Origin of the sequence: Kitasatospora hibisci (genome assembly GCF_043950205.1) — a bacterium.
GTDB classification, from domain to species: Bacteria; Actinomycetota; Actinomycetes; order Streptomycetales; family Streptomycetaceae; genus Kitasatospora; species Kitasatospora hibisci.
In genome coordinates this window covers 3,298,144-3,316,791 of the sequence record NZ_CP171642.1, presented here as the reverse complement: position 1 = coordinate 3,316,791, position 18,648 = coordinate 3,298,144, and the positions used below count along the sequence as shown (strand labels likewise).

17 protein-coding genes and 1 pseudogene are annotated in these 18,648 nt (G+C 74.2%); 9 read left to right on the top strand and 9 right to left on the bottom strand.

Annotated features, from left to right (window positions below; all coding sequences use genetic code 11):
• Positions 1–138 precede the first annotated feature (138 nt).
• The 4 genes from ACF9IK_RS14065 to ACF9IK_RS14050 form a co-directional block, all read right to left on the bottom strand.
• Positions 139–741, bottom strand: coding sequence for a malonic semialdehyde reductase (locus ACF9IK_RS14065; protein WP_395294549.1), 603 nt, complete (start codon positions 739–741; stop codon positions 139–141).
• A gap of 151 nt (positions 742–892) precedes the next feature.
• Positions 893–1,144, bottom strand: a complete 252-nt coding sequence (locus tag ACF9IK_RS14060) for an exodeoxyribonuclease VII small subunit (protein ID WP_395294548.1) — start codon at positions 1,142–1,144, stop codon at positions 893–895.
• Between the two features lie 50 nt (positions 1,145–1,194).
• Positions 1,195–2,412, bottom strand: coding sequence for an exodeoxyribonuclease VII large subunit (gene xseA / locus ACF9IK_RS14055; RefSeq protein WP_395294547.1), 1,218 nt, complete (start codon positions 2,410–2,412; stop codon positions 1,195–1,197).
• A 10-nt stretch (positions 2,413–2,422) separates the two neighbouring features.
• On the bottom strand, positions 2,423–3,766 hold the full coding sequence (locus ACF9IK_RS14050; protein WP_395294546.1) for an APC family permease: 1,344 nt from the start codon (positions 3,764–3,766) through the stop codon (positions 2,423–2,425).
• 87 nt (positions 3,767–3,853) lie between these two features.
• Between ACF9IK_RS14050 and ACF9IK_RS14045 the strand changes: the two genes are divergently transcribed.
• Entirely contained in the window at positions 3,854–4,828 is a 975-nt protein-coding gene (locus tag ACF9IK_RS14045) for a 4-hydroxy-3-methylbut-2-enyl diphosphate reductase (protein WP_395294545.1), read from the top strand.
• A gap of 159 nt (positions 4,829–4,987) precedes the next feature.
• On the top strand, positions 4,988–5,734 hold the full coding sequence (ppgK, locus tag ACF9IK_RS14040; protein WP_395294544.1) for a polyphosphate--glucose phosphotransferase: 747 nt from the start codon (positions 4,988–4,990) through the stop codon (positions 5,732–5,734).
• A gap of 62 nt (positions 5,735–5,796) precedes the next feature.
• Here ppgK and ACF9IK_RS14035 read toward each other — a convergent pair whose 3' ends face one another.
• Both ACF9IK_RS14035 and ACF9IK_RS14030 read right to left on the bottom strand, forming a co-directional pair.
• On the bottom strand, positions 5,797–6,132 hold the full coding sequence (locus ACF9IK_RS14035; RefSeq protein ID WP_395294543.1) for a DUF6542 domain-containing protein: 336 nt from the start codon (positions 6,130–6,132) through the stop codon (positions 5,797–5,799).
• 26 nt (positions 6,133–6,158) lie between these two features.
• On the bottom strand, positions 6,159–6,491 hold the full coding sequence (locus tag ACF9IK_RS14030; RefSeq protein WP_395294542.1) for a hypothetical protein: 333 nt from the start codon (positions 6,489–6,491) through the stop codon (positions 6,159–6,161).
• Between the two features lie 116 nt (positions 6,492–6,607).
• Between ACF9IK_RS14030 and ACF9IK_RS14025 the strand changes: the two genes are divergently transcribed.
• Positions 6,608–7,000: a glyoxalase gene (locus ACF9IK_RS14025; RefSeq protein WP_395294541.1), complete on the top strand. Its 393-nt coding sequence runs from the start codon at positions 6,608–6,610 to the stop codon at positions 6,998–7,000.
• Between the two features lie 75 nt (positions 7,001–7,075).
• Entirely contained in the window at positions 7,076–8,149 is a 1,074-nt protein-coding gene (gene ychF, locus ACF9IK_RS14020) for a redox-regulated ATPase YchF (RefSeq protein ID WP_395294540.1), read from the top strand.
• A 133-nt stretch (positions 8,150–8,282) separates the two neighbouring features.
• Here ychF and ACF9IK_RS14015 read toward each other — a convergent pair whose 3' ends face one another.
• The 3 genes and pseudogenes from ACF9IK_RS14015 to ACF9IK_RS14005 form a co-directional block, all read right to left on the bottom strand.
• Positions 8,283–8,546: a type II toxin-antitoxin system RelE family toxin gene (locus ACF9IK_RS14015; RefSeq protein ID WP_226076233.1), complete on the bottom strand. Its 264-nt coding sequence runs from the start codon at positions 8,544–8,546 to the stop codon at positions 8,283–8,285.
• Positions 8,539–8,808: a type II toxin-antitoxin system Phd/YefM family antitoxin gene (locus tag ACF9IK_RS14010; RefSeq protein WP_019434848.1), complete on the bottom strand. Its 270-nt coding sequence runs from the start codon at positions 8,806–8,808 to the stop codon at positions 8,539–8,541. The genes ACF9IK_RS14015 and ACF9IK_RS14010 overlap by 8 nt, the downstream gene beginning before the upstream one ends.
• Positions 8,809–9,201: 393 nt before the next feature.
• Positions 9,202–10,331 (bottom strand): annotated as a pseudogene (locus ACF9IK_RS14005) (dihydrofolate reductase family protein).
• 169 nt (positions 10,332–10,500) lie between these two features.
• Here ACF9IK_RS14005 and ACF9IK_RS14000 point away from each other — a divergent pair.
• The 5 genes from ACF9IK_RS14000 (at position 10,501) to ACF9IK_RS13980 (ending at position 18,544) form a co-directional block, all read left to right on the top strand.
• Positions 10,501–11,883 (top strand): hypothetical protein, encoded by a 1,383-nt coding sequence (locus ACF9IK_RS14000; protein WP_395294539.1) that lies wholly within the window; start codon positions 10,501–10,503, stop codon positions 11,881–11,883.
• Positions 11,884–12,036: 153 nt separating this feature from the next.
• The gene (locus ACF9IK_RS13995) at positions 12,037–12,855 is read left to right on the top strand and encodes a methyltransferase domain-containing protein (protein ID WP_395294538.1); all 819 of its coding nucleotides are present in this window, start codon (positions 12,037–12,039) and stop codon (positions 12,853–12,855) included.
• Between the two features lie 348 nt (positions 12,856–13,203).
• The gene (locus tag ACF9IK_RS13990; protein ID WP_395294537.1) at positions 13,204–14,610 is read left to right on the top strand and encodes a DUF4190 domain-containing protein; all 1,407 of its coding nucleotides are present in this window, start codon (positions 13,204–13,206) and stop codon (positions 14,608–14,610) included.
• 225 nt (positions 14,611–14,835) lie between these two features.
• The gene (locus tag ACF9IK_RS13985) at positions 14,836–15,480 is read left to right on the top strand and encodes an NUDIX domain-containing protein (RefSeq protein ID WP_395294536.1); all 645 of its coding nucleotides are present in this window, start codon (positions 14,836–14,838) and stop codon (positions 15,478–15,480) included.
• A gap of 415 nt (positions 15,481–15,895) precedes the next feature.
• A complete protein-coding gene (locus ACF9IK_RS13980) occupies positions 15,896–18,544 on the top strand; it encodes a SpoIIE family protein phosphatase (protein WP_395294535.1) in 2,649 nt (882 codons plus the stop codon).
• Positions 18,545–18,648: the final 104 nt, after the last annotated feature.

Below are 18,648 nucleotides of genomic sequence, written 5' to 3'. Positions count from 1 at the left end.
CGCCGGCCTGTGGCGCACCGTGCGGCGCGCCGGGTCCCCTCGGCCGGGTCTGTGCGGAAGGGTCCATGCGGCAGGGTCCATGCGGAAGGGCCTCGCACCGGTCGGAACCGGTGCGAGGCCCTTCGCCGTGCCGGGAGCTCAGACGGTGGTGACGACCTCGTCGTAGGCCAGGCGCGGCGAACGCGGGAACCAGGCGTCCTCGCCCGGCTTGCCGATGTTCACCACGGCCAGCACCGAGTGCTCGCCGTCGGCGAAGAACTCCTTGTTGATGCCCGCGGCGTTGAAGCCGGTCATCGGGCCGGCGGCCAGGCCGGCGGCGCGGATGCCGACGATGAAGTAGCCGGCCTGCAGGGCGCCGTTCAGGTTCGCGGTGGACTCGCGGACCGGGCGCTCGGTGAAGAAGAGGTCCTTGGCCTGCGGGAAGTGCGGCAGCTGGGTCGGCAGCTCCTCGTGGAACTCGTTGTCCACGGCCAGGATGGCGACCAGCGGGGCCGAGAGGGTCTTGGCCTTGTTGCCGTCCATCATGTGCTCGACGAGGCGCTCGCGGGCCTCGGCGGAGCGGACGAGGACGACGCGCATCGGCTGCGCGTTGAACGCGGTCGGGCCGTACTTCACCAGGTCGTAGACGGCCTGGATCTGCTCCTCGGTCACCGGCTCGTCGGAGAAGGTGTTGGCGGTACGGGCCTCGCGGAAGAGCAGGTCCTGAGCGGCGGCGTCCAGTACCAGGGCGTCGGTGGTCATGCTTCTCTACACCTCAAGAGTGACGGGGACGGGATTCGTCGGTCCGACCGGCGTGCGCCGATCACACGTGCACAACATGAGTGAAGATTCAACTGTTCCCGGGCGTCAATGTGAGCTGCGTCACCAGGCTCTGACCTGGGCTGACGCATCGTCAGTCGCTCTCGGGGGCGCCTTCCTCGGCGGCCAGCGCCGCGTCCAGCCGGGCCCGCGCGCCGTCCAGCCACCGCTGGCAGACCTTCGCCAGCTGCTCGCCGCGCTCCCACAGCGCCAGTGACTCCTCCAGCGAGGTGCCGCCGTTCTCCAGCTGCCGCACCACCTCCAGCAGCGCGTCCCGGGCGTGCTCGTACCCGAGCGCGTCGTCCGGCGTCCGCGGCGCCGCCTCCACCTGCTCCTGCTCTGCCATGGATGCCAGGGTAGGGGCTGGCACCGACACCGTGCCCCCGTTCCGCCCGGCTACTCCGCGGCGTCGGCCACCGTGACGGAGAAGCCGCCCCCCGCCACCCGGGCGTGCAGTGCGGCCCCTGCCGCGACCTGGGTTGGGTCGGTGACCACCGTGCCGTCGGCCCGCTGGAGCACCGCGTAGCCGCGATCCAGGGTCGCCGCGGGGGAGAGCGCGACCACCCGGGCCAGCGTGTGCCCGAGGTCGCTCTGTGCGTGGTCCAGTCGGTGTCCGAGGGTCCGCCGGGCCCGCTCCAGCAGGGCCGCGACCTCCTGGCCGCGCCCGTCCAGCATCCGGTGCGGCACGGCGAGCGCCGGGCGGCTGCGCACGCCGTCCAGTCCGTGCTGCTCCCGGTCGACCCGGCCGAGGACGTGCCGGCGGGCCCGGTCGCGCAGGTTCCGCACCTTCGCCAGCTCCTCGCCGACGTCCGGCACCACCCGTTTGGCGGCATCGGTCGGGGTGGAGGCGCGCAGGTCGGCGACGAAGTCGAGCAGAGGCTGGTCCGGCTCGTGCCCGATCGCACTGACCACCGGCGTCCGCGCCGCCGCGACCAGCCGGACGAGGCCCTCGTCCGAGAACGGCAGCAGATCCTCCACGCTGCCGCCGCCCCGGGCGACGATGATCACGTCCACCTCGGGGTGCTCGTCCAGCTCCCGTACGGCCGCGCTCACCCGCTCCACCGCACTGAGACCCTGCACCGGGACGTTGCGCACCTCGAAGCGGACCGCCGGCCAGCGCCGCCGGGCGTTCTCCAGCACGTCCCGCTCGGCCGCCGAGCCGCGCCCGGTGACCAGGCCGATGCACTGCGGCAGGAACGGCAGGGGCCTCTTCCGCTCGGCCGCGAAGAGCCCCTCGCCGGCAAGCCGCCGCTTCAGCTGCTCCAGCCGGGCCAGCAGCTCGCCCAGCCCGACCATCCGGATCTCCGCCGCCCGGAGCGAGAGCTGCCCGCGCGCCGCGTACCACTCCGGCTTGGCGTGCACGACGACGCGCGAGCCCTCCTGCACCACGTCCGCGACCCGGTCGAAGACCGAGCGGAAGCAGGTCACCGTCAGCGAGACGTCCGCCTGCGGATCGCGCAGCGTCAGGAACACCACGCCTGCGCCCGGCCGCCGGCTGAGCTGGGTGATCTGCCCCTCCACCCAGACCGCGCCGAGCCGGTCGATCCAACCCCCGATCAGCGCGGAGACCTTGCCGACCGGGAGCGGGGCTTCGGGGGAGCTGGTGTTGGCCATGCGTACGAGGCTATCGGCGGATGCCGACAGCCGAGGCCCCCTGGACGAGCAGGACGACGACTCCCGCCGCCAACCAGACCAGTCCGGCGATCTGCGCCGCGTGCGAGGCCTCGTAGACCACCGCCCCGATCACCGCGATGCCCAGCACCGGCACCACCAGGTGCCCCAGCCAATTGCGGGAGTGGTGCTTGACCGCGTACCAGCCGACCACCGAGGCGTGCAGCAGCGCGAAGGCGGTCAGCGCGCCGATGTTGACCACCGAGGTCAGCCGGTCCAGCCCGTCGTCCCGCTCGGCCGCCCAGACCGCCGCGGCCATCGTGATCACCGCCGCCGCCAGCAGCGCCCGGCGCGGCACCGCCGAGGCCGGGTCGACGGTTCCGAGGACCCGCGGCAGCCGCCCGTCCCGGGCCATCGCGTACAGGAGCCGCCCGGCCGCGGCCTGGCCGGCCAGCGCGGCGAAGGCGGCGCCGATCGCCTTGCTCGCCGCCACCAGCACGTGCAGCCAGTGCCCGACGGAGCCCTCCACCGTGTCGTAGAACGCCGAGCCCTGGGCGGCCGGGTCGGCGGCCAGCTCCTGCGGGGTCGCCGGCTCCAGCAGTGCGGCCAGGTAGGTCTGCGCGACGAACAGCACGCCGGCCAGCACCAGGCACCAGAGGACCGCCCGCGCCACCGCCGCCGAGGCGCCGACCGCCTCCTCGACGAAGGTGGCGATCGCGTCGAAGCCCAGGAAGGAGAGGACGGCCACGGAGACCGCCGAGAGCACCGCGGTCGCGGAGAAGCCGCCGACGGCCGTCAGCGGGGTGTCCCAGCCGCGCTGCGCGCCGTCCCGTACCAGTACCACCACCGCCGCCACCGTGAACACCGCCAGCACCGCGAGCTCCATCGCCAGCACGGCGAAGCCGGCCGCGGCCGCCGTCCGCACCCCGGCCAGGTTGAGCGCGGTGGTCACCAGCACCGCCAGGGCCGTCCAGACCCAGCGCGACACGCCCGGGACCAACGAGTGCAGCGCGATGCCCGAGAAGAGGTAGGCCACCGCCGGGATCAGCAGGTAGTCGAGCATCGCCATCCAGCCGGCGATGAAGCCGGGCCCCTCGCCCAGGCCGGCCCGCGCGTAGGCGAACACCGAGCCGGTCTGGGGCACCGCCCGCACCATCTGGGCGTACGACCAGGCGGTGAACCCCATCGCGACGGTCGCCGCCAGGTAGACCGCGGCCACCGCTCCGCGGCTCTTCGCGTCCAGCACGCCGAACACGCCGACCGGCGCCATCGGGGCGATGAACAGCAGCCCGTAGACCATCAGATCGCGCACGCCCAGGCTGCGCCGCAGGCCGCCGGTTTCGACTCGCTCGCTCATGGAGAACACGATCGGGCATCGACGGTCGAATCCCGGCCGAAGGCGCCGCGCGTCGGCGCGGCCCGCCGCCGCCCGTACGATGGAGCCATGTCCAACACCGCGCAGCGCCGTGTCCTGCTCGCCGCCCCCCGGGGCTACTGCGCGGGCGTCGACCGCGCCGTGATCGCCGTGGAGAAGGCCCTGGAGCAGTACGGGGCGCCGATCTACGTCCGCAAGCAGATCGTCCACAACAAGTACGTGGTGCAGACCCTGGAGAAGAAGGGCGCGATCTTCGTCGACGAGACGGAGGAGGTGCCCGAGGGCTCGATCGTGGTGTTCTCGGCCCACGGCGTCGCGCCCTCCGTCCACGACGAGGCCAAGGCCGGCAGGCTCGCCACCATCGACGCCACCTGCCCGCTGGTGACCAAGGTGCACAAGGAGGCCGTGCGCTTCGCCGACGAGGGCTTCGACATCCTGCTGGTCGGCCACGAGGGCCACGAGGAGGTCATCGGCACCATGGGTCAGGCCCCGGACCGGATCCACCTGGTGGACGGGGCCGAGGACGTCGCCCAGGTGCAGGTCCGCGACGAGTCCAAGGTCGTCTGGCTCTCCCAGACCACGCTCTCGGTGGACGAGACCATGGCCACCGTCGGCGAGCTGAAGAAGCGCTTCCCGCTGCTGGTCAGCCCGCCCAGCGACGACATCTGCTACGCCACCCAGAACCGCCAGGTCGCCGTCAAGCAGATGGCGCCCGAGACGGACCTGCTGATCGTGGTCGGCTCCAGGAACTCCTCCAACTCCGTCCGCCTGGTCGAGGTCGGCCTGGAGTACGGCGCCAAGGCCGCGCACCTGGTGGACTTCGCCGAGGAGATCCAGGAGTCCTGGCTGGAGGGCGTCACCACGGTCGGCCTGACCAGCGGTGCCTCGGTGCCGGAGATCCTGGTCGAGGGCGTCCTGGAGTGGCTGGCCGCGCGCGGCTACGGCGACGTGTCGACCGTGAAGACCGCCGAGGAGCACCTGACCTTCTCGCTGCCCAAGGAGCTCCGCCGCGACCTGCGCGCCGAGGCCGCCGGCAAGCTCTGACCCCGGCCACGAGGACCCGGCCCCCCGCCACGGGGTGCCGGGTCCTCCGCTGTGCGCGCCCGGGCGCGCTCTCGTAGCTTGGGCACAGGTATGCACAGGCTGTGGACAACCGACCCGGCCTGCGGTCGTGGACAGCGGAGTCGGCGGAGGGCGGTCGTCATGGCGGCGGTATTCGGTGTGGACATCGGCGGGTCGGGCATCAAGGGTGCCCCCGTCGACCTCGGCCGGGGCGTGCTCGCCCAGGAGCGGTACAAGGTCCTCACCCCGAAGCCCTCCGCACCGGAGGCCGTGGTCGCCGCCGTCCGCGAGGTGGTCCGGCACTTCGACCACCAGGGCCCGGTGGGCCTGACCTTCCCCGGCGTGGTGGTGAGCGGCCGGACCAGGACCGCCGCCAACGTCGACAAGGGCTGGATCGGCCTGGACGCCGCGGGCCTGTTCCGCGAGGCGCTCGACCTGCCGGCCACCGTGCTCAACGACGCCGACGCCGCCGGGCTGGCCGAGCTCACCCACGGCGCTGGCCGCGGCCGGCCGGGCGTGGTGCTGGTGCTCACCTTCGGCACCGGCATCGGCAGCGCCCTGTTCGTGGACGGCGCTCTGGTGCCCAACACCGAGCTGGGCCACCTGGAGCTGCGCGGCAAGGACGCCGAGCGGCGGGCCTCCTCGGCGGCGAGGGAGCGGCACGGGCTGAGCTGGGCGGAGTGGGCCGGACGGGTCGACGAGTACCTCGACCTGGTGGAGATGCTCTTCTCGCCGCAGCTGATCGTGATCGGCGGCGGGGTGAGCCGCAAGCACGAGAAGTTCCTGCCGCTGATGCGCGCACGGGGGGCGCAGGTCGTCCCGGCGGAGCTGCGCAACGACGCCGGGATCGTCGGGGCGGCGATGGCGGCGGACCGGGCCGCCGGCTGATCGGGTCGCCGGGAGGGCGCGGCGGGCGGGTGCGACAGGAGGGGCGGCCGGTCGGCCGCCCCTCAGCGCGCCCGGTGGATCCGCTTCTGGGCGACGAACCGGGCCAGCACGATCACCGCTGCCAGGCCGGTGCCGGAGAACAGCCAGCCGGCCCGCAGCGCCAGGCCGGTCGCCAGCGCCACCACCTGGGCGGTCACCCCGGCGGAGGCGACCGGGCCGAGCAGCAGCAGGGCGACGGCGAACGCGATCGGCCCGCTGATCGGTGCGGCCAGCAGGTCGGCGAAGCGCACCCGGACGGCCAGCTGGAAGCAGACCACCAGGTAGCCGATGCCGAACAGCACCCCGAGCCCGCCGAAGAGCAGCCGGTCCAGGCCGGCCGCCGCGACCGTCGCGGCCATCGCGGCCACGCCGGTGCCGACCGCGGTCAGCCGGGTCGGCCGCCCGGTGCGCCGGCGCCCGTAGAGGCGGCCGTTCGGGCCCCCGAGCGCACCGCGTTCGCCGGTGCGCTCGGGGCCCGCCCGTCCGCGCGTTCGCCGGTGCGCGCGGCGAACGGCAGGTGCAGTCGCGGCCGGGCGCCGCCGGGACGGCCGCGGTCGGTGGCGCCGGCCACCGGGCGCAGCCGGGAGGCGGGGGCGGCAGCCCCGACCGGCCCGGCGGTCTCGGGGGCCCGCCCGGGGCCGGGGACGGCGGCCCCGGCCGCGCCGTTCGGCGGTCGGCGTCTGGGCCCTGGCGGCTGGGTTCGGATGCTCTGCTCCACCCACCCAACGTACGGTCCGATCATCGCCACACTGTGTAATGGCCCTTCGGGAGCTTGCTCCGTGTCTTCGAACGGAGTACTGATGTGATCGTCGATCAACTCGTCCGGGGGGATGCATGAGCGCGGGATTCGCCTTCGAGAGGCTGCACCACGTGCAGCTGGACATCCCGGCCGGGGCCGAGGACGAGTGCCGCGCCTTCTGGCACGGCGTGCTCGGGATGGCCGAGCTCCCCAAGCCCCCGGTTCTGGCGGCGCGCGGCGGCTGCTGGTTCCGCGGCGGCGGGGTCGAGGTGCACCTGGGCGTGGTGGCGGACTTCCGCCCCTCCCGAAAGGGCCACCCAGGGATCCAGGTGCACGACCTGGACGCGCTCGCCGACCACCTGGCCGCCCACGGCCACGAGGTCGTCTGGGACGGCGAGCTGCCCGGGCACCGCCGCTTCCACAGCCACGACCGGCTGGGCAACCGGCTGGAGTTCCTGGAGCCGCTACCGGCGGCGGCGGGCGCCTGACCGGCTGCCCGTAGACTGGGGGATCGGCCCTTACGGTGCCGACCCAACTCCTCCAAGCCCACGGGACTTCGCTTCATGTCGCTCACGATCGGAATCGTCGGCCTGCCGAACGTCGGCAAGTCGACCCTGTTCAACGCCCTGACCAAGAACGACGTGCTGGCGGCCAACTACCCGTTCGCCACCATCGAGCCCAACGTCGGCGTCGTCGGCGTCCCGGACGAGCGCCTCGCCAAGCTCGCCGGGATCTTCGGCTCGCAGCGCATCCTCCCGGCCACCGTCGACTTCGTCGACATCGCGGGCATCGTGCGCGGCGCCAGCGAGGGCGAGGGTCTGGGCAACAAGTTCCTGGCCAACATCCGCGAGTCGGACGCGATCTGCCAGGTCGTGCGCGCCTTCACCGACCCGGACGTGGTGCACGTGGACGGCAAGGTGTCGCCCAAGGACGACATCGAGACCATCCACACCGAGCTGATCCTGGCCGACCTCCAGACCATCGAGAAGGTGCTGCCCCGGCTCCAGAAGGAGGCGCGCCTGAAGAAGGACACCGCCCCCGTCCTGGCCGCCGCCGAGGCCGCCCAGGCGATCCTGGAGACCGGCAAGACGCTCTTCGAGGCCGGCTTCGACACCGCCCCGATCCGCGAGCTGCACCTGCTGACCGCCAAGCCCTTCCTCTACGTCTTCAACGTGGACGAGGACGAGCTGGCTGACGAGGACTTCAAGAACGCGCAGCGCGAGCTGGTCGCCCCCGCCGAGGCGATCTTCCTGAACGCCAAGATCGAGTCCGAGCTGATCGAGCTGGACGACGCCGAGGCTCTCGAACTGCTCCAGTCGATGGGCCAGGAGGAGCCCGGCCTCGCCACCCTGGCCCGGGTCGGCTTCGACACCCTCGGCCTGCAGACCTACCTCACGGCCGGCCCCAAGGAGGCCCGCGCCTGGACGATCAAGAAGGGCGCCACCGCCCCCGAGGCCGCCGGCGTGATCCACACCGACTTCCAGAAGGGCTTCATCAAGGCCGAGGTCATCTCCTTCCACGACCTGGTCGAGACCGGCTCCATCGCCGAGGCCCGCAGCAAGGGCAAGGCCCGCATCGAGGGCAAGGAGTACGTCATGCAGGACGGCGACGTGGTGGAGTTCCGCTTCAACGTGTAGTCGCGTAATTACTGCACGTTGGGCGTTGAGTCAAACGTGCAAGTCAGAAGGGGTCGGGCTCTATCGAGTCCGACCCCTTCGTCGTCACCGTGCTGGATGGGTGCTGGATACTCTGACGTGTGGTCAGCGGCAATCAGGTGTCGTAAACGGTGGACCGGTGTCCCACGTGAACGACCCAGACCACCAGTTCTCCGTTGTCGATGGTGTAGACGACGCGGTAGTCGCCGACGCGCAGGCGGCGCCGTTCGGGCTGGGACACGAGTGCGGTGGTGTTGAAGCCGAGGGGGTCGGTCTCCAACTCGGTCAGCTTGGCCAGGATGCGCAGCGCCATGTCGCGGGGGATCTTCCGAAGCTCGGCCTGTGCCTCGGGGCGGAAGACGGTTCGGTACTCACTCACCGCGTGCCAGCGTCTCCCTCATGATGTCCTCGATTGGGATGCCGGGCGCGGGGTTGGCCATGCGCTCGTCGATGATCCGATTGATCTCGCGCTCTTCCCACTCCTGGTACTTGCGAAGTACCTCGATGGAGACGACGGCGGCGACTTCCTTGCCCCGGCGCGTGATCACTGTGGGCACGTCGTCGCGATCGGCGCGCTCCACGACCTCGGCGAGGTGGGCACGCACATCGCGGATGGACTCTATGGGCAGCGGCTGCGTCATGCGCCCAAGCGTACCGAGTGACTCAGATGTACACAACGCGTCCCCGGTGCGGGCGACGGGCTTCGTCGCGGTCGCGTGTGCTGGATGTGCTGGATGAACTTGCACCGTGCTGGATCGGGTGCTGGATGGGGGCCCCGGAAACCGTGTTTTCGCAGGTCGGAGCGCTGTGCTGAAGGTTCTGCTTCAACGTCTGACCCCTGTGTGGATCCGGGGGCGGAGGGGCGTGTTGACCGCCCCTGTCGCTCGGTTGATCGGCCTGCGGTCGGATGCGCGCCGATCGCTCGACGGGGGAATCACGAGTCGTTCGAACAGGCTTTCCCGGAGCCGCCGTTCCCGGCGATGCTCCGCCCCGAGGAGCAGGCCGACGCGCTGGCCCGGCGCCGGCCGGCGGGCTCAGCCCAGCAGGTGGGCGTTGACCGCGCGGGCCTCCTCGGCCAGCTCCGGCAGCTCCACCAGCTCGACCCCGGCCGCCTCCAGTAGCGCCGCGCCCTGGGTCTCCACGACGAAGGTGGCCGGCTCACGCCACGCCACCACCACCCGCGGGACGCCCGCCGCGATCAGCAGCCTGGCGCACGGCCGCGGACGCGAGGCGCGCCGCCCGCACGGCTCCAGCGAGCTGTAGACGGTGGCGCCGCGCAGCCGGGGGTCGTCGGCCGGGAGCTTGGCCAGGGCCGCCTCCTCGGCGTGGTCGTGCGGGTCGGACTCGCGGCTGTAGCCCTCCGCGAGCACCTCGCCGCCCGCGCCGACGATCACCGCGCCGACCGAGAACGCCGTCTCGGACGGCGGGCACCGGCGGGAGAGCTCGACGGCCCTCCGCAGAAAGTCGAGGTCGGCGGTCACGGGGCGGGCTCCTTCGGGGCGTACCTGAGCAGGACGACGTCGCCCACGGTACGTGCCCCCAGCAGCCGCATCCGGCGGGCCGGGCCGCCGGGGAAGGCCGCGGGGTGGACGAAGCGCGGCGCGTCCGCCTGCCCGACCAGCAACGGGGCGACGGCCAGCTGGAGTTCGTCGGCCAGGCCCCGGGCCAGGAACTGGGTGTGCACGCTGCCGCCGCCCTCGACCATGAGCCGGCGCACTCCGCGCGCGCCGAGGTCGTCCAGCACCGCGCCGAGGTCCACCGTGCCGCCGAGGGCCACCACCTCGGCCAGCCCGTCGAGAGCGGGGCGCAGCACGGCCGCCCCGGCGTCGGTGGTGTACGCCAGCCGGGCGCCGCCGGTGTGCCAGAACCGCAGCGACGGGTCGAGCGCGCCGCTCGCGCTGAGGGTGACCTTCAGCGGGTACTCGGGCCGGCCGGCCGCGAGCCGGGCGGCCCGCCGGGCGGGGGCGTTGACCAGCAGCCGGGGGTTGTCCGCGCGCAGCGTGTTGCCGCCGACCAGGATCGCGTCGCTGGCGGCGCGCTCCTCGTCCACCCGGTCGAAGTCGGCCGGGTTGGAGAGCAGCAGCCGCTCGGGGCCGGCGTCGTCGAGGTGTCCGTCGAGCGACACGGCGGCGCTCAACAGGACGAAGGGGCGCGTGGCGGTCATGGTGGAACCGTTCTGTCGGGTGCCGCTCCACGGTACGGCCCGCCGGCCGCGGGGAGCCGCACGAGGGTTGCTGTTCGTCCGGCGGCCCGCTGCCGGAGGGGCGGCGTTCGCCGAGGGGCCCCACCCTGGTCCGGACCTCGCACCGCCCCCACGTCGAAGGGCTGTCCCCGTGTCCCGTCCCTCCCGCGGCCTGCTGCCGCTGGCCGTCGCCGTCGCCGCCCTGCCGGTGCTCGCGGTGCCCGCCGGATCCGCCGCCGCCGCGACGTACGGCACTCCCACGATCACCCTCTCGACCGGCTACCTCTCCGGCGCGGTCGGCGCCACCGGCGATCCGACGGTCACCGTCACGGTCGCGCAGAGCGGTGCCGCGGCATCCGCGCTCACCGTCGCCGCCTCCGCCACCACGCGCAGCTCGGTCGCCCGCACCGGCGACGTCACGGTCACCGGCACCACCGGGACCCGCTCCCTCTCGGTCGCCGCCCGGGGCGTCGGCTACACCGACCTCACCGTCAAGGTCACCGGCCTCGGCGGCAAGACGGCGACGAGGACGCTGCACTACGCGGCCTCGGCGGTCGTGCAGCACGCGGCCGACAGCCGCTACCTGACCGGCTCCAGCGACGCCTCGGCGGCGGTGGACGCGGGCGGCGGCTACATCGTGGTGGCCGATGACGAGTCCAACGTGCTGCGGCTCTACGACCGCAACGCCTCCGGCGCGCCGGTCCGCACCTGGGACTTCGGTTCGGCGCTCGGCGTCTCCAAGGAGATCGACATCGAGGCCGCCGCCCGGGTCGGCGACACGATCTACTGGACCGGCTCGCTGGGCAACAACAAGGACGGCGTCATTAAGGCGGAGCGGCACACGGTCTTCGCCACCACCGTCACCGGCTCGGGCGCGAGCACCCAGCTTGCGCTCGCGGGCAAGTACACCGGACTGCGCGCCGACCTGATCGCCTGGGACCAGGCCAACGGCAACCGCTACGGCTTCGCGGCGGGCGCGGCGGACGGCCAGGCGCCCAAGCAGGTCGACGGCTTCAACGTCGAGGGCCTGGAGTTCGCGCCGGACAGCACCACCACCGCGTACGTGGGCTTCCGCGCGCCGCTGACCCCGGCGGTCACCGGCGGCCGGGCGCTGATCGTGCCGGTCACCAACTTTCCGTCGCTGCCGGGCGGTTCGGTGCACGCCACGTTCGGCGCCCCGATCGAGCTCGACCTCGGCGGGCTCTCCGTCCGGGACATCCGGCGCAACGCGCTCGGCCAGTACGTCATCGTGGCCGGCTCGTGGGCGGCGGACGACAACTCCGACCCGTACGCGCTCTACCGCTGGGACGGCCGGCCCGGTTCGCAGCCGGTCAGGCTGCTGGACCTGCCGACCTCCGACGCGGGCGGCTGGGAGGCCGTGCCGGACGTGCCGGACCTCACCGCCCCGGGCGCCCGGGTGCAGCTGATCACCGACGACGGGTCGGCCGACCTCTACGGCGACGGCGTCGACGCCAAGGATCTCACCCACCCGGAGTGGAAGAAGTCGCGGAGCACCTGGTTCACCGTCAACTGAGGTCGGCAGAGAGCCGAGAGCCCCCGCGCGCTCCCGGGCGGGGGCTCTCGCGCGCTGCGCTCCGATCGGCATATGAGACGAATCTTCTCGTCATGCGGGATGGGGAGTAGCGTCGGAGGCATCGGAGACCGACCGCACCCGAGGGGGTCCGCCTTGACCGGACAGCAGCGCGACGCCGTCTACACCCACGGTCACCAGGAGCCGGTGCTGCGCTCGCACAGCTCCCGCACCGTCGACGACTCGGCGGCCTACCTGAAACCCGAACTGCGGCCCGGGCTGGCCGTGCTGGACGTCGGGTGCGGTCCCGGCACGATCACCGCGGACCTGGCCGGACTGGTCGGGCCCGCCGGCCGGGTGGTGGCCGTGGACACCTCGGTCGAGGTGCTGGAGACGGCGGCCCGGTTCGCCGCCGGGCGCGGGCTGGCGAACGTGGTCTTCGAGGTCGCGGACGTCCACGAGCTTCCCTACGCCGACGGCGAGTTCGACGTGGTGCACGCCCACCAGGTGCTGCAGCACGTGGCCGACCCGGTGGCCGCGCTGCGGGAGATGCGCCGGGTGACGGCGGAGGGCGGCGTGGTCGCGGTCCGGGACGTCGACTACGCGAGCATGACCTGGTACCCGGAGGCGCCGGAGCTGGAGCGCTGGCTGGAGCTGTACCGGGACGTCGCGCGGGCCAACGGCGGCGAGCCGGACGCCGGCCGGCGGCTGCTGTCCTGGGCCCGCGCGGCGGGCTTCACGGAGGTGACCGCCACGTCCAGCAGCTGGACCTTCGCGACGCCGGAGCAGCGCGCCTGGTGGGGCGGGATGTGGGCCGACCGGATCGTGGGTACCGGCATCGCCAGGACGGCGGTGGCCGAGGGGTTCGCGGACCGTGCGGAGCTGGAGCGGATCGCGGCCGGCTGGCGCGCCTGGGCCGCGGACGGGGACGGCTGGTTCGCGATGCTGCACGGGGAGGTGCTGGCGCGAGGTTAGCCCGTCCGGAAGTGGCGCGGCGGGCCGGGGAAATGGGCGAAGGGGCCTTCGCAAGATCGGGTAGAGTCGCGCGTCCGTTCCCATGGCCGCCCGCCGCTCGGCGGTCGGTCGGTCCACGGAGCGTTCGAGTCGAACTGCCGAGCTGATGCCCGCGAGCGGCGGGCCGGGGAGCCCAACGTGTCCAAGCCCGAGCCCGATGCGTCCGCGCCCGCGCCGGGAGCTGCGCCGGCACCCGTGCCCGACGGAGCCGGGCCGGATGCGGCGGCGACGGCTGGGGCTACGGCGGCTGGGGCTACGGCGGCGGTCGGGCCGGAACCGGACGAGAGCGCGGCCCCGGTCACCGCGACGGTGCCCGCCGACCGGGTCGAGCTGACCAAGCCGGTTCCGGCGGGAGCCGAGGAGCCGGTCACGACCGCCGGCCCCGCACCCGCCGGCCCCGCACCCGTCGGCCCCGCACCCGTCGGCCCCGCACCCGTCGGCCCCGCACCCGTCGGCCCCGCACCCGCCGGCCCCGCACCCGCCGGCCCCGGCGATCCCTGGGCGGCTCCCGCGCCCGGCGCCACTCCGCATGTCCCGCCCACCCCACCGCCCGCCGGGCAGGTCCCCCCGCCCGCAGCCACCGGCTGGGCCACCGTCCCTCCCGGCGCGCTGAGCGGCTACCAGCCCGGCTACGCCTATCCGCAGGCGCCCGGCGCCACCAACGGCTTCGCCGTCGCCGCGCTGGTCACCGGCCTGCTCTGTCTGTGGCCGCTCCCGCTGGTCTTCGGCATCGTCGCCCTGATCCAGCTCCACCGGCGCAACGAGCGCGGCCGCGCCATGGCCGTGACCGGCGTCGTCCTCGGTGCGCTCGGCACGCTCGGCCTCCTGGCGGGCCTCCTCGGAGTGGTCGCCGCCGGCGTCGACGTCGCGGAGGACGCCGGCCGCCCCGCCCGTGCCCCCAAGGCCCCGCCGGGGGCCGTGGTCTGGTCCTCGCTCAGTGCCGGCCACTGCTACAACCTGCCCGGCGACCGCTCCGGCACCGACCCCGGGTCCGGCACCGCGGACCAGTCGGTCTTCTGGGTGAGCCGGGTGCCCTGCATGCTCCCGCACCAGGGCGAGGTGGCCGGCACCGCCCGCATCCCCGAGAGCGACGGCCCGGGCTACCCGGGTGAGGCCCGGGTCCGCGAGCGCGCCGCCGCGCTCTGCGGCCCGGTGCTCGACGAGTACGCCCTCGACTACTGGGCCGTGCCGGACGGCATGGACGAGGTCTACCTCTACCCGAGCCGGGCCAACTGGAAGTCCGGCGAGCACGAGGTCACCTGCGCCTACGAGGACCGCGAAGGCCTGCACCGCGGGAGCGTCCGAACCGACCGGGCCAGTCTGAACCCGGCCCAGCTCGCCTATCTGGAGGCCGCCCGGGCCTTCAACAGCGCGTACTGGGACGAGCCGGACGCCGAGATCGACGAGGCGCGCTCCGAGTTCCGGGCGTGGGCCCGGACGATGGCCGAGGCCTCCCGCAAGGAGGCCGAGGACCTCTCCAGGACGTCGACGAACTGGCCGGAGGGCGCCCGGCCGAAGGTCGCCGAGCTGGCGGCCGCCCAGCGGGAGGCGGCGACCGCCTGGGACACCGCCGCGAAGACCACCGACGGGACGGCGCTCGAACGCGAGGTGCGGCGGGCGAAGACGCTGGTGGCCAGGTCGACCAGGCTGACCACCGAGATCCGGCGCGAGCTCGGACTCTCGACCGGGGAGCAGGTCGGCGACATCCAGGTCTGACGGGGCCTGCGGGACCGGGGAAGCCCCAGGTGCGGGCGGCGCCGGCTGGGCGACCGGCCCTCGGCGCCCCGGTTACCCGGCGTTAACAGGGATCGTACGCGCCGGTAGCGCGGCGCGCGTAGCGTCCGGTGGACGCGGCCCCGGCCCGAGCCCCCACGCGGGCCGGGGCCCGGGCCGTCGCACCGGGGTCCGTGCGGTGGTCCGGCACGTCCTAAGCTCACCGCCATGGACACCTTTCGGGTGATGCGGCAGGACGACAACGGCAACCGCTTCCGGGTCGCGGAGGGCCTGGCCCGGGACGAGGCGGAGCGGGTGGTGGCCGAGTTCGAGGCACGCGGCCACAAGCAGCTGTACTGGACGGAGCCCACGGCCCGGCCGACGGATGCCGCCGGGGCGACCGCCGGCAGGAGCGCAGCCGCAGGCGCCGCCGCCACCACCGCGGCGACGACCGGCGCGAGCGGCACGGCGAACCGGATCGTGGTCGGCGGCGCGCTGATCCACGGCGGCCGGGTGCTGGCCGCCCGCCGCAGCGCGCCGGCAGAGCTGGCCGGGCGCTGGGAGTTCCCCGGCGGCAAGGCCGAGCCCGGCGAGACCGAGCCGCAGGCGCTCGAACGCGAGTTGCTGGAGGAGCTGGGCGTCCGGGCCAGGGCGCTGCAGCGGCTGCCGGGGGCCTGGCTGGTCCGGCCGGGGCTGGAGCTGCGGCTCTGGGCGGCCGAGCTGATCTCCGGCGAGCCCCGGCCGCTGGAGGACCACGACGAGCTGCGCTGGCTCGGCCCCGGTGAACTGGCCGACGTCGACTGGATCGACCACGACCGGGCCGTCCTGCCCGACCTCGCCCGACTGCTCGACCCACCGCCTCCGGCCGCCTGAACCGCCGGCCGCCTGAGCAGCCGCCCCCGTGCGCCGCGGTCCCCCCCGTGCGCGGCCTCCTGAGTGGCTGTCCGTCAGGGCAGCCGGGCTCCGGAGCAGCTGGGCCCGCCGCGCGCAATACGCCAGGTAGGTCAATCGGACAAGAAGACACAGAAGCCGGGATAGCCTTGGTTCTGCTGGGTATGTCACTTTTCGGCACTATTCGTCACCATCGGTGAGCCGTTCCAGCCGGCGACGCCGATCCCGACCAGAGCCGGAGGCCCCGTCGGTGTCGAGTACCGGTAGCGGCGGCGGGGGCGCGCGACGCACGGGCGCCCGGGGGAGCGCGGCCGCCCGCGCGCGGCTGCGGCGCGGCGTGCGCCCGGCGCCGCCCCAGCCGCCGGCCGGCCGCCGCCGCAGGAGCACCACCGCCCCGGTGGCCGCCGACCCCGCTGCCGCCGACCCTTCTGCCGTCGCTCCCGCCGAGCCGCCCGGCCGGCCCGCGCCCTCCCTCGTGGTGGCCGACGTGACCCCGCCCGCCGCCGTCCGCAGCCGGCCCGGACGGCCGTTCCCCGGCACTGCCGGAGCCGAGCCGGGCGGTCCCGGCACGAGCGCCGAGGGCAACCTGCTCGACGTGGTGAAGGTGGCCATCGCGATCCTGGACACCGCCGGCCGGGTGGTCCTCTGGAGCCCGGCCGCCGAGGAACTGCTCGGCTGGCCGAGCGAGCTGCTGGTCGGTCGCCGGATCGACGAGCTGATCCCGGACGAGGACCAGGTGGCCCGGATCCGGGCAGCGATCCAGGCCACCCTGCGGCACGGCCGCTGGACCGGCCCCGCCGAGCTGCGCGACCGCGACGGCGCCCCGGTGGCCGTCGACGCCCGGATCTCGCTCCTGGTGGACGGCGACGGGACCCCGTTCCTGCAGGCCAACCTGGCGGAGGCGGCCGCCGTCCGGGCCGTCGAGCGCGACCTCGCGGTCCGCGACGCGCTGTTCGAGCAGTCCCCGCTCGGGATCGCCGTCCTCGACACCGACCTGCGCTACACCGCCGTGAACCGGACCCTGGCCGCGATGAACGGCATGGCCACCGAGGACCACGTCGGCCGCACCACCGGCGAGACCCTGCCCGAGCGGGCCGCCGACGAGATCACCGCCATCCAGCGCCAGGTCCTGGCCACCGGTGAGCCGGTCATCGACGTCACCCTCGCCTCGCCGGTCACCGCGCGCTCCGGCTACCGCTCGATCTCCTACAGCCGGATGACCGACCGGGCCGGCCGGGTCCTCGGCATCTCCGGCACCGTGATGGACGTGACCGAGCGCTACCGGGCGGTGGCCAAGGTCGAGCACGCCCGGCGCAGGCTCTCCCTGCTGAACGAGTTCGGCTCCCGGGTCGGCGACCTGCTGGACGCCTCGCGGATCGCCCAGGAGCTGGCCGGCGCCGTCGTCCCCCGGCTCACCGACCACTCCGCGGTCATCCTGCTGCAGGCCGTCGCGCACGGCGACGACCTGCCCCGGCACGGCCACGACCGCCGCACCTCGCTGCTCCAGCTCGGCACGGCCTCCGTCCAGGACGGCCCCGAGGTCGAGGTGATGCTGCGCCGCGGAGCCCGGATCACCTTCGCCGAGAACTCGGCCTGCGGCCGGGTGCTGCGCACCGGCGTCCCCGAACTGCTCTCCGGCGCCGATCAGCTGAGCGACGTCACCTACCCCGGCGACCCGAAGATGCAGGCGGCGCACGATCTGGGCGTGCACTCCGTGCTGGTGGTGCCGCTGCGGGCCCGGGGCATCGTGATCGGCCTGCTGCTGGTCAGCCGGGCCGGCTACCGCGAGGGCTTCGACCGCGACGACCTCGCCTTCACCGTCGAACTGGCCGACCGGGCCGGCAGCTCGCTCGACAACGCCCGGCTCTACGCCCGCGAGCGCACCGCCGCGCTCACCCTCCAGCGCACCCTGCTGCCGCAGCAGGTGCCGCAGCCCACCGGCGTCGAGGTCGCCTACCGGTACGTGCCGGGCAGCAGCGGCACCGAGGTCGGCGGCGACTGGTTCGACGTCATCCCGCTGCCCGGCGACCGCACCGCACTGGTGGTCGGCGACGTGATGGGCCACGGCCTGCGGGCCGCCGCCACCATGGGCCGGCTGCGCACGGCCGTCCGCGTGCTGGCCGCCCTCGACCTGCCGCCGGACGTGCTGCTGCGGCACGTCCACGAGCTCGCCGACGACCTCGCCCAGGGGCCGGACGAGGCGCTGCTGGCCACCTGCGTCTACGCGGTGTTCGACCCGGCCACCGCCCGGCTGACGGTCGCCAAGGCCGGCCACATCCCGCCGGTGCTGGTCGTCCCGGCCGACGAGACGGAGGAGCCCACCCGGACCGGAGGCCCGCTGCCCGGCGGCACCGGCCGGATCCTCGACCTCCCCTCCGGCGCCCCGCTGGGGGTCGGCGGCGTCCCGTTCGAGGCGGTCGAGCTGAAGATCCCCGAGGGCAGCCTGCTCGCGCTCTGCACGGACGGCCTGGTGGAGTCCCGCGACAAGGACCTCGACGTGGGGCTGGGCCGGCTGATCACCGTCCTCCAGCAGCCCTACGCGTCGATCCAGGCGGCCTGCGAGGCGGTGCTGGGCACCATGGAGCAGGGCCGCGAGCCGGACGACGTGGCGCTGCTGCTGGCGCGGCTCGGCCACGGCCAGGCCGGGACCCCGACGGCCGGCTGGACGCTGCCCGCCGAGCCGACCGCCGTCTCCCGGGCCCGCCGGCTGGTCCGGGCCACCCTCGCCGAGTGGGGCGTCGAGGAGCTGACCGACACCGCCGAGCTGCTGGTCAGCGAGCTGGTCACCAATTCCGTCCGCTATGCCAGCGCACCCATCGGTGTACGGCTGACGCTGGGCGAGACGCTGGTCGTGGAGATCTCCGACCCGCTGCCCGACCCGCCCCGCGAGCGCCACGCGGCGGAGGCCGACGAGGGCGGCCGGGGCCTGGAGCTCGTGCGCCGGCTCGCGCTCCGGTGGGGCGCGCGGGCGGAGGGCATGGGCAAGGTCGTCTGGTTCGAGCAGGCGCTGCCGGGTAATGAGCCCGACGAGTCGGGAGCCGAGTAGGACGCGAGTAGAGCGGGGCTGCATATGCCATCGGGTGGCCGGGGGGAGCGCGCACTCCGGCAGGGGGCGCGAGCGTGGCATTGTGGTTGCGCGGGCGGTAGGAC